Annotated in this window: 8 protein-coding genes and 1 rRNA gene; all 9 read left to right on the forward strand. The window is 41.4% G+C overall.

What is annotated here, in order from left to right; all coding sequences use genetic code 11:
- Positions 1-537: 537 nt before the first annotated feature.
- Positions 538-1,893: a chromosomal replication initiator protein DnaA gene (gene dnaA, locus I5J82_RS17180; protein WP_066399562.1), complete on the forward strand. Its 1,356-nt coding sequence runs from the start codon at positions 538-540 to the stop codon at positions 1,891-1,893.
- Positions 1,894-2,064: 171 nt separating this feature from the next.
- Entirely contained in the window at positions 2,065-3,207 is a 1,143-nt protein-coding gene (gene dnaN, locus I5J82_RS17185; protein ID WP_198768847.1) for a DNA polymerase III subunit beta, read from the forward strand.
- Positions 3,208-3,533: 326 nt separating this feature from the next.
- On the forward strand, positions 3,534-3,749 hold the full coding sequence (gene yaaA, locus I5J82_RS17190; protein WP_066399568.1) for a S4 domain-containing protein YaaA: 216 nt from the start codon (positions 3,534-3,536) through the stop codon (positions 3,747-3,749).
- 11 nt (positions 3,750-3,760) lie between these two features.
- Positions 3,761-4,882, forward strand: coding sequence for a DNA replication/repair protein RecF (gene recF, locus I5J82_RS17195; RefSeq protein ID WP_197195454.1), 1,122 nt, complete (start codon positions 3,761-3,763; stop codon positions 4,880-4,882).
- Positions 4,883-4,892: 10 nt separating this feature from the next.
- A complete protein-coding gene (remB, locus tag I5J82_RS17200) occupies positions 4,893-5,162 on the forward strand; it encodes an extracellular matrix regulator RemB (protein ID WP_198768848.1) in 270 nt (89 codons plus the stop codon).
- 32 nt (positions 5,163-5,194) lie between these two features.
- Positions 5,195-7,141 carry a DNA topoisomerase (ATP-hydrolyzing) subunit B gene (gene gyrB / locus I5J82_RS17205; protein WP_198768849.1) on the forward strand — a complete coding sequence of 649 codons (1,947 nt, stop codon included), beginning with the start codon at positions 5,195-5,197 and terminating at the stop codon, positions 7,139-7,141.
- 201 nt (positions 7,142-7,342) lie between these two features.
- On the forward strand, positions 7,343-9,895 hold the full coding sequence (gene gyrA / locus I5J82_RS17210) for a DNA gyrase subunit A (RefSeq protein ID WP_198768850.1): 2,553 nt from the start codon (positions 7,343-7,345) through the stop codon (positions 9,893-9,895).
- Positions 9,896-9,985: 90 nt separating this feature from the next.
- A complete protein-coding gene (locus I5J82_RS17215; protein ID WP_198768851.1) occupies positions 9,986-11,104 on the forward strand; it encodes an HD-GYP domain-containing protein in 1,119 nt (372 codons plus the stop codon).
- Positions 11,105-11,401: 297 nt separating this feature from the next.
- Positions 11,402-11,602, forward strand: a 16S ribosomal RNA gene (locus tag I5J82_RS17220); the annotation flags it as partial.

Raw genomic sequence — 11,602 nt, forward strand, 5'->3', positions numbered from 1 at the left:
TGCAGAGCTGACGTCGACCACAGCTCCTCAATTTATCACAGGACAACAATAGCTCCATTTAATCCTTCTACAAACTTCACCAAAATCTTCATGACCTAACCTGTGGACATCTTTTTCGACATGGTTTTCATTATCCACACCAATTATCGACACGTTTTACACAAAATCTAGTGTTGTGGACAACTTTTCTACACAAGGTATGGGCGTTGTGGATAAGTAACAATAACTCGTTGCCAAGCCTGATTATTTTTGATATGCTAGTTGTGTTTTAACTCGTTAACAACCTGCACCACCAATAAAGTTATTCACAACCTGTGGATAAACTTGTGGACAGGTTTCAAAAGCTGTTATAAAAGTTGTCCACAGACAAGGTTTTACTGTTCATAATCCTATTATCTACTATATTAATTATCATTCACATAAGGTGTGGACTTTTTATTTTTATTCATAGGTATTCACTGGGTGTACAATTCTTATACAACAGGGAAATGACTGCTGAAATAGGATGATTCGAAAGAGATAAGGGGGGTAAATTGGTTGGAAAACATAAACGACCTATGGTCCAAAGCACTTGCTGCGATCGAAACAAAAGTCAGTAAGCCTAGCTTTGAGACTTGGTTAAAATCAACAACGGCACATGCATTACAAAATGATACGCTCGTAATTACTGCGCCAAATGAGTTTGCCCGTGACTGGCTGGAATCCAGATATGCAGGTATCATTTCTGAGACGCTGCTGGACGTAACAGGAGCAGCACTTGACGTAAAGTTCATCATTCCACAAAATCAGACAGAACTAGACTTAGATCTGGAACTTTCAATGAAAAAAGCCCCAAAAGCAGCAAATGAGCCTCACGAAGAAGTTTCTCAAAGTATGTTGAATCCAAAATATACGTTTGACCGATTCGTTATCGGTTCAGGAAACCGTTTTGCTCATGCCGCTTCATTAGCTGTTGCTGAAGCACCAGCAAAAGCTTATAATCCGCTATTTATATACGGGGGCGTTGGTTTAGGAAAAACGCATTTAATGCATGCGATCGGCCATTATGTATTGGAACATAATCCTGGGGCGAAGGTTGTTTACCTGTCGTCAGAAAAATTTACGAACGAGTTCATCAACTCGATTCGTGACAATAAAACCGTTGAGTTTCGCAACAAATTTCGCAGCGTGGACGTGCTTTTAATAGATGATATTCAGTTCCTTGCAGGAAAAGAACAAACGCAAGAGGAATTTTTCCATACGTTTAATGCACTTCATGAAGAAAGTAAACAGATTGTCATCTCTAGTGATCGACCTCCAAAGGAGATTCCGACATTAGAAGACAGACTTCGTTCCCGCTTTGAATGGGGACTTATTACGGATATTACACCTCCTGACTTAGAAACGCGTATCGCAATTCTGCGTAAAAAAGCGAAAGCAGAAGGCCTTGATATTCCAAACGAAGTGATGCTTTATATCGCTAATCAAATTGATACGAACATTCGAGAACTAGAAGGAGCACTCATTCGTGTAGTCGCTTATTCTTCTCTCATTAACCAAGATATGAATGCAGATCTTGCAGCAGAAGCGCTTCGAGACATTATTCCTTCTGCAAAGCCAAGAACTTTGACCATTCATCATATACAAGAAGTAGTTGGTAAGCATTACAATGTGAAGTTAGAAGATTTTACGGCAAAGAAACGAACAAAATCTGTTGCTTTTCCTAGACAGATCGCGATGTATCTTTCTCGTGAACTAACGGATAATTCTTTACCTAAAATCGGTGAGGAATTTGGTGGTCGTGATCATACAACGGTTCTTCATGCTCATGAAAAGATTTCGACAATGCTGATTACTGATCATGTTTTACAGAGAAAAGTGCAAGAAATTCACGATCAGCTGAAATCGAATTAAATAAGCACACTGAATACTGTGAATAACTGCAGTTACTTTATACACAGTCTGTCCACATGTGGATAGGCTGTTCTATCTTTGTTTTATAGGGTTATCCACACATTCACAGCGCCTAGTACTATTACTACTATTTTTTTAAAAGATTTTAATAAATATCAGGGGGGCAAAATAATGAAAGTTAAGATTCAATTAAACCAGTTGATCGAAGCTGTTCAAGATGTAATGAAAGCTGTATCCTCTAGAACGACAATTCCAATTCTAACGGGAATCAAAATGGAAGTGACATATGACGGTGTTCATCTGACTGGTAGTGATTCTGATATTTCAATTGAACGACTGATACCGGTTGAAGAAGGAGATCTTGTACATATCGAAGTGAAGCAAGAAGGAAGTGTTGTACTTCCAGCTCGTTATTTTTCAGAGATCGTTAAAAAACTTCCGAATGATTCTGTTGAGATTGAAGTAGGTGAGCGTTTTGAAACGACTCTTCGCTCAGGCGCTTCTGAATTCAGCCTTTTAGGATTAGATCCTGAAGAATACCCTAGATTACCGCAAATTGAAGAGAACTTAGTCTTTGAAATTCAGAGTGATCTTTTAAAAGCAATGATTCGCCAAACTGTCTTTGCGGTGTCCACCTCAGAAACACGCCCTATCTTAACAGGTGTCAACTGGACGTTATCTGACGGTGTTCTAAACTGTATTGCAACAGATAGTCATCGCTTGGCTGAACGTAAAATGCCGATCGATTCTCAAAGTGAAGAGCTTTCTTTTCAGAACGTCGTAATTCCTGGAAAGAGTTTGAACGAACTTTCAAAGATTCTTGATGAGAATGCTGAAAAAGTTCAAATCGTTGTAACGAACAATCAGATCTTGTTCAAAGCAAAAAATATCTTATTGTTCTCAAGATTATTAGACGGCAACTATCCAGATACATCAAAGCTGATTCCTTCAGAGAGCAAAACAACTTTCGTCTTGAAGACAAAAGAATTCTTACAAGCGATCGACCGTGCTTCTTTATTAGCGAGAGAAGGAAGAAACAACGTCGTGAAACTAGCAACACTCGATAACCAAACAATCGAACTTTCTTCAAATTCTCCAGAGATCGGTAAAGTATTTGAACACATGATCGCAGAGGAGATTGAAGGGGAAGAGCTAAAGATCTCATTCAACGCAAAATATGTGATGGAAGCTCTAAAAGTTATGGACTGCACAGAGATCAGCATCCTGTTCACAGGTGCGATGAGACCGTTCCTGATCCAACCCGTATCAGACGATTCGATCCGACAATTAATCTTGCCTGTAAGAACTTACTAAAATATAAAGCTGCCGGAATCACCGGTGGCTTTCTTTTCTTTCTAAGTCCAACGTTTTTTGGAGAAACTAGTAAGAGCGACATGTTTTTACTAATATTTTCACTAACAGATTTTTGGATTTTAATTTTGAATTTTTGTTTATTTCACATCATCGAATATTGATCGGAGTGGAAGGTGCGAGACTCCTGCGGGACAAGCGGTCAGGTGAGACACTTAATGGCGCATAGCGGCAAGTGGCTCACCGCCTGCCCCGCGGAAAGCGAGCAACCTGGAACGCAGATCAACCTTTCAAACACACAAGAGAAACAACCAGGAGGTTTTTTAAAAATGGAAAACGTAAAGATCAACACCGAATTCATCACCCTTCAACAACTGTTGAAAACTACCGATGTCATCCAATCGGGAGGAATGGTAAAATGGTATTTAGCAGAACATGAAGTTCTTGTGAACGGAGAACATGAAACACGCCGAGGTAAGAAACTATATGCGGGTGATGTCGTGTCCATTCCAGAAGTAGGAGAGTTTAAGGTAACAACGGAATAGGGGGTATCCCTTTGCATATTGAAAAGCTTCAGCTTAGGAATTACAGAAACTATAAAGAACAGTCTCTGGAGTTCGAGAATAAGGTCAACGTTTTTCTAGGTGAGAATGCACAAGGAAAAACAAATGTCATGGAATCTATCTATGTTTTGGCCATGGCACGATCATATCGAACAGCAAAAGATAAAGAGTTGATATCTTGGGACGAAGAATATGCTAAAATAGAGGGTAGCATCAAAAAGAGAAACAGTTCTTTTGATTTAAGTCTCGTCATCTCACAAAAAGGAAAAAAAGCGAAAATCAGCCGCATTGAACAACGTCGGTTAACCGATTACGTTGGACATCTAAATGTGGTTATGTTTGCACCTGAGGATCTTAATCTTGTAAAAGGCAGTCCACAGGTGCGTCGTCGTTTTATTGACATGGAAATCGGACAGGTTAACGCCGTTTATTTAAATGACCTATCTGTGTACCAAAAGATTTTATCTCAGCGAAACTCTTTATTAAGAGAGATGTACCGCAACAAAAGTCAGCAGAACATGACGATGCTCGAGATCTTAACCGAACAGCTTATTGATAAAGCAGCCAGAGTGACGTTGAAACGCCTGAAATACATGGAGAAGCTTCAAAGTTGGGCAGAACCGATCCATCACGGGATATCCAGAGGGTTGGAAACTTTAAAAATTCATTACAAACCGACTATAGAGGTATGTGATGAGCTCGACTTGTCGAAAATGATAGAAGCGTTTCATCTGAAGTTTGGTAAAATAAAAGAAAAAGAGATTGACCGAGGAACTTCTTTATTTGGTCCTCATCGGGACGATCTGCTTTTTTCAGTGAACGGAAAAGACGTGCAGACATTCGGATCTCAAGGACAACAGAGAACGACTGCTCTTTCTTTGAAGCTCGCTGAGATTGATCTGATTCATTCAGAAGTCGGGGAATACCCGATACTATTGTTGGATGATGTGTTATCTGAACTAGACGATTTCAGACAATCACATCTTTTAAATACGATTCAAGGTAAAGTACAAACCTTTGTTACAACGACTAGTGTGGAAGGGATACACCACGAAACACTCGAGAAAGCCGCGACTTACAAAGTTCATGCAGGCTCTATAGAACGTTTGAAATGAGGTGAGGACATTGCTTTTGCATTTAGGTGATGAAGAAGTTATTCATTCAAAAGATGTGCTGGCGATATTGGATATCAATGCGTTAAAGGCTTCTGAGTTAGCAAAGGAGTTTCTTAAAAAGCATGAGAACAATCAGACATTGACCGATTTAAGCGGAAATGCTGCAAAATCCGTAATCATTACAGATAAAACGATCTATCTATCTCCTCTTTCTGCCTCTACGTTAAAAAAGAGAGCCTCTGATCGCCTCGAACTTGAAAATGGCTGGAATATAAAATAAAGGTTTTATAAATAAAGCGTTTTTAAACCGGAATGAAGGTGAACGAATTGACGACTGAACAACAGTTAGAACAACAGCAAAATTATGATGAAAGTAATATCCAGGTACTTGAAGGTCTTGAAGCCGTCCGTAAACGTCCAGGGATGTATATCGGTGCTACGAACGTACGCGGTCTTCACCATCTTGTATGGGAGATCGTCGATAACTCGATCGATGAAGCCCTAGCAGGTTATTGTGACACGATCCGAATTACGATCGAAGAAGATAACAGCATCACGGTAGAAGATAACGGACGTGGAATCCCAGTAGGTATGCATGAAAAGATGGGAAGACCTGCTCTAGAGGTTATCATGACGGTTCTCCATGCCGGAGGGAAGTTTGGCGGTGGAGGTTATAAAGTATCAGGCGGACTGCATGGTGTTGGTGCCTCAGTTGTTAATGCCTTGTCTACGATGCTTGAAGTAACCGTTTCTCGTGATGGAAAGCTGCACTATCAGTCCTACGAACGCGGCGTGCCGACTGCAGATCTTAAAGTTATCGGCGAAACAGACAAGACAGGTACTCGTACTCACTTCAAACCAGACCCTGAAATTTTTACTGAAACATTAGAATATGATTTCCCTACACTCTCAAACCGTATTCGAGAACTAGCTTACCTGAACCGTGGTCTTCGTATCATCGCTGAAGACAAGCGCGGTGAAGAGCCAGTTGTAAAGGAATACCACTATGAAGGCGGGATTAAATCTTATGTAGAGCACATCAACCGTACGCGTGAAGTGCTGCATGAAGAACCGATCTTCGTTGAAGGGGAAAAGGACGGCATCTCGGTTGAGATTGCGTTCCAATACAACGACAGCTACGCAAGCAACATCTATTCGTTTGCGAACAACATCAACACTCATGAAGGCGGCACGCACGAGTCAGGGTTCAAAACAGCTCTAACACGTGTGATCAATGATTATGGCCGTAAGAACAATCTGTTCAAAGACAACGATACGAACCTAACAGGTGAAGACGTTCGTGAAGGTCTAACAGCGATCATCTCGATCAAACACCCTGATCCTCAGTTCGAAGGGCAAACGAAAACGAAGCTCGGAAACTCTGAAGCAAGACAGATTACAGAATCCATCTTCTCAGAGACGTTTTCATCCTTTATGCTCGAGAACCCGGTCGTTGCAAAATCAATCGTTGAAAAAGGGATGATGGCCCTTCGTGCGCGTGTTGCTGCTAAAAAAGCACGTGAACTAACACGACGTAAGAGTGCATTAGAAGTATCATCGTTGCCTGGTAAACTGGCAGATTGTTCTTCAAAAGATGCAAGCATCTCTGAGATCTATGTGGTTGAGGGTGACTCTGCCGGTGGATCGGCAAAGCAAGGACGTGACCGTCATTTCCAAGCGATCTTGCCACTTCGCGGTAAGATTATAAACGTTGAAAAAGCACGACTTGATAAAATCCTTTCCAATAACGAGGTTCGTGCGATCATCACGGCTTTAGGAACAGGAATCGGTGATGAGTTCGATATTACGAAAGCACGTTATCACAAGATCATCATCATGACAGATGCCGATGTCGATGGTGCACATATCCGTACGTTGCTGTTAACGTTCTTTTTCAGATATATGCGTCCGATCATTGAGCACGGCTATATCTATATCGCACAGCCTCCGCTTTATAAGATTCAGCAAGGTAAACGTATAGAGTATGCCTACAACGATAAAGAACTTGAAAAATTGCTGGCTGAACTTCCGCAAGTTCCTAAGCCGCAGCTTCAGCGTTATAAGGGTCTAGGAGAGATGAACCCATCTCAGTTATGGGAAACAACAATGGATCCTGAGACACGTACATTACTACAAGTTGAAATGAAAGATGCGATGGCAGCTGATGAAACGTTCGATATCTTAATGGGCGACAAGGTTGAACCGCGCCGTGACTTTATCCAAGAAAACGCACAATATGTGACGAACTTAGATATTTAAGTGAGGCACGCATGCGGTATGCAAGCCATGAATCACTTTTAAGCAAATAGAGATTTTCATATAAAACGCTTTAGCGCTTAATGCTGCAAAAGCTGAACATAAAAGATACTGAAGCTGGACAAGGTCCAGTTTCGGTGCGTTTAAGCGCCGAATTAGGGGGCTTTAAAAACCTGTTCTAAAGAGGTTATGGAGGTAAAATGAATGTCTGAAATGGAACGTTCCCGGATTAAAGAAATTAATATTAGTACGGAAATGAAAGCATCATTCATGGATTATGCCATGAGTGTTATTGTCAGCCGAGCTTTGCCAGATGTGCGTGACGGATTAAAGCCTGTTCACAGACGTATTCTTTATGCGATGAACGATCTTGGCATGACGGCTGATAAAGCATACAAAAAGTCTGCTCGTATCGTTGGTGAAGTAATCGGTAAGTACCACCCTCACGGTGACTCCGCTGTATACGACACGATGGTTCGTATGGCACAGGATTTCAACTTCCGCCACATGCTGATCGACGGTCATGGTAACTTTGGTTCGGTCGACGGCGATGCAGCGGCAGCGATGCGTTACACAGAAGCCCGTATGTCTAAGATCGCTATGGAGATGGTACGTGACATCAACAAAGACACGATCGGCTACAAAGACAACTACGATGGATCTGAACAAGAACCGGTTGTATTACCTGCTCGTTTCCCTAACTTGCTCGTTAACGGTGCTGCGGGGATCGCGGTTGGTATGGCAACGAACATTCCGCCGCATCAATTAGGTGAAGTCATCGACGGAATTTTAGCCGTAAGTGAAAATCCGGATATCACGATTCCTGAGCTGATGGAAATTATCCCAGGTCCAGACTTTCCGACGGCAGGTGAAATTCTAGGACGTGAAGGAATTCGTAAAGCTTACACAACTGGAAGAGGTTCTATCATTATCCGCGCAAAAGCTGAGATCGAAGAGATGCCTAGCGGAAAACAAGCGATTATCGTAACGGAACTTCCTTATCAAGTAAACAAAGCTCGTTTGATCGAAAAGATCGCTGAGCTCGTTCGTGATAAGAAGATCGAGGGCATCACGGACCTTCGTGATGAGTCTGACCGTAACGGTATGCGTATCGTGATGGAGATACGCCGTGATGCGAATGCAAATGTTATTTTAAATAATTTATATAAACAGACAGCTCTACAGACAAGCTTTGGTATCAATATGCTTGCACTTGTTGATGGACATCCAAAAGTTCTTAACATTAAAGAATGTTTGTATCATTACCTGAAGCATCAGCAAGTCATCATCCGTCGCCGTACGGAGTTTGATCTTAAAAAAGCAGAAGCAAGAGCTCATATTTTAGAAGGTCTCCGTATCGCACTGGATCACCTGGATGAAGTTATTGCACTTATCCGTGGATCAAGAACAACAGACCTTGCGCGTGAAGGCTTAATGGAAAAGTTTGAATTAAGCTACGAGCAATCACAAGCGATCTTAGATATGCGTTTGCAGCGCTTAACAGGTTTAGAGCGAGACAAGATCGAGAACGAATACAACGATCTTGTTGCATTAATCTCTGAATTGAGAGCGATTCTTGCAGATGAAGAAAAAATCTTGGAGATCATTCGTACAGAGCTTATCGAGATCAAAGAGAAGTACGACAACCCTAGACGTACGATCATCTCAGTAGGATTTAATAGTATCGAAGACGAGGATCTGATTCCTCGTTCAAATATCGTTATTACACTAACGAACAAAGGCTACATCAAGCGCCTTCCGATTTCTACTTATCGTTCACAGCGTCGTGGTGGTAAAGGTATACAAGGAATGGGCACGAGTGAGGATGACTTTGTTGAACAGTTGTTTACGACAAATACGCACAACTATATTCTCTTCTTTACGAATAAAGGGAAGGCTTATAGGCTAAAAGGCTACGAGATTCCTGAATACGGAAGAACAGCGAAAGGTATTCCGATCATCAACTTGTTGCAGATCGAGCAAGGTGAAACCATCTCTGCTGTCATTCCTGTAGAAGATATGGAAAGTGATGAGATCTACCTTAACTTCATGACGAAGCAAGGAATCACAAAGCGTTCTCCGTTATCAGCTTATAGCAACATCCGTAAAGGTGGTCTTTTCGCGATCAACCTTCGTGAAGAAGATGAGCTGATGGGCGTTCGTTTAACAGATGGATCAAAAGATATCATCGTCGGAACGAAGCAAGGGATGTCGATCCGTTATCAAGAGACAGACGTTCGATCAATGGGTAGAACAGCTACGGGTGTTAAAGCGATTACCCTTGGTGATGACGATGCTGTTGTAGGTATGGAAGTCTTAGATGAGACGCAAGACATCTTGATCGTTACAGATAGAGGTTATGGAAAACGTACACCTATGAGTGAATACCGTCTTCAATCACGTGGTGGTAAAGGGATCAAAACGGTAAACATCACTGAAAAGAATGGTCCGGTTGTTACCCTTAAGACTGTAACGGATGAAGAAGACCTCATGATCATTACAGCAAAAGGAATCATCATTCGAATGAACATCTCAGGCATCTCTCAAATGGGACGAAACACACAAGGTGTTAGATTGATGACCATGAATGATACGAATCATGTAGCAACAGTAGCTGTTGTAGAACGTGAAGAAGAAACAGATGAGTTATTAGATGAGAATGGGGATCCAATCATCACAGAAGGTGTAGAAGATACTACACCAGCTGAAGAAACTACTGCTCCAGAAACAGATACAAACGAAGAGAATAACGAATAATTTCTAAAAAGAGGAAAATGAATCTACATTTTCCTCTTTTTTATATGTAAAATAAAATCATGACCTTCCAAATAAAAGGAGCTTTTTTGTATGAAGATAAAAACGAGTCAAGCTAAGGCCGGGCAGATGCTGGTTCAGGATGTCTTCTCGATGACTAATCAGCCGATCGTAAATAAAAACACGAGATTGAATGCCGAGCATCTGCGCGTACTCACTCGTTTTCAAATCGAAGAGATAGATGTGTTGAATGAATCAACGTCTGGTGTGAACACAACACATCGAGTAAAAGATCCACAGGACTCACTGAATAATAGAAGTGATGAGACGAAATCTGAAAAACAAATACATACCCAAAAAGAAGAGCTCTCTTTTCCAGCACTATACATGCAAACAGTAAAACGTTATAAAAGACTGTTCACAAACTGGCAATCTGGCAGTCCGATCGATATGCTCGAAGTGCGTCAAAGTGTTCTACCTGTATTAGAGAAAGGATCGAGTGTACCAAAAGAGATCCTATTGCTGCACCACTACGCTACGAGTGCAGATTATATGTATCACCATTCAATAGCTGTAGGCATCTTAAGCACGTTCTTAGCTAAAAAATTAAACTTCTCTAGCGGAGACTGCATACAGATCGGCCTAGCGGGCGTGCTGTCCGATTGCGGCATGGCAAAAGTCCAGCCCACTTTATTAAAAAAGAGCGGGTCATTAACGACAGCTGAATTTGATGAAGTGAAGAAACACACGATTCAAGGCTACAACATGCTGAAAAAGATTCCCTCTATTAAAGAAGGTGTTCTTCTCGGTGTTCTCCAACATCACGAACGAATAGATGGATCAGGCTATCCTCTAAAAGTACAAGGAAACAAGCTTCATCCCTTTAGTAAAGTTCTAGCGGTTGCAGATGTTTACTTAGCGATGACTGCGGAACGACCTTACCGAAGCAAGCAATCTCCATTCAAAGTCCTAGAGATGATGATGAAAGATCAGTTTGGTAAATTTGATCACCAAGTGATGCAAGCGATGTTAGCAGGACTATCTACTTTATCAGTCGGCAGCCGTGTTAGACTTACAAACTATGATATTGGTGAGATCGTATTTATAGAAGACAGCCAACCGACTCGACCGATGATTAAGTTAGAAACAAACGGTGATATCATCGCGCTTAAAAACCGCAATGATCTCTTTATAGAGGAGCTTTTATCCTAGGATAGAAGCTTTTTTAATTTAGGTATTGCCACGGGTTGGTAGCCGTGGTAAACTAATCAAGCTGTATCAGAAACAGCACAATATAAACTGTTAGCACGATGAAATGTTTCATAATGAAATGTTTTTGAAAAAGTTTTAAAAAGCTATTGACTCTAGTGCTTCAGCGTGGTATATTATTAAAGTCGCCAAAACAAAACGGCGCACGAAACAAACAGTTCTTTGAAAACTGAACAAAAGAAATAGGTAAGGAATTAAGAATTAATTCCGTCAGTTTTAAAATCGAGCAAGACAAACACTTTTATGGAGAGTTTGATCCTGGCTCAGGATGAACGCTGGCGGCGTGCCTAATACATGCAAGTCGAGCGAATGAAGAGGAGCTTGCTCCTCTGATTTAGCGGCGGACGGGTGAGTAACACGTGGGTAATCTGCCTGTAAGACGGGGATAACTCCGGGAAACCGGGGCTAATACCGGATAATAAGAGAAGAAGCATTTCTTCT

The organism is Fictibacillus halophilus, from assembly GCF_016401385.1.
GTDB classification, from domain to species: domain Bacteria; phylum Bacillota; class Bacilli; order Bacillales; family Fictibacillaceae; genus Fictibacillus; species Fictibacillus halophilus.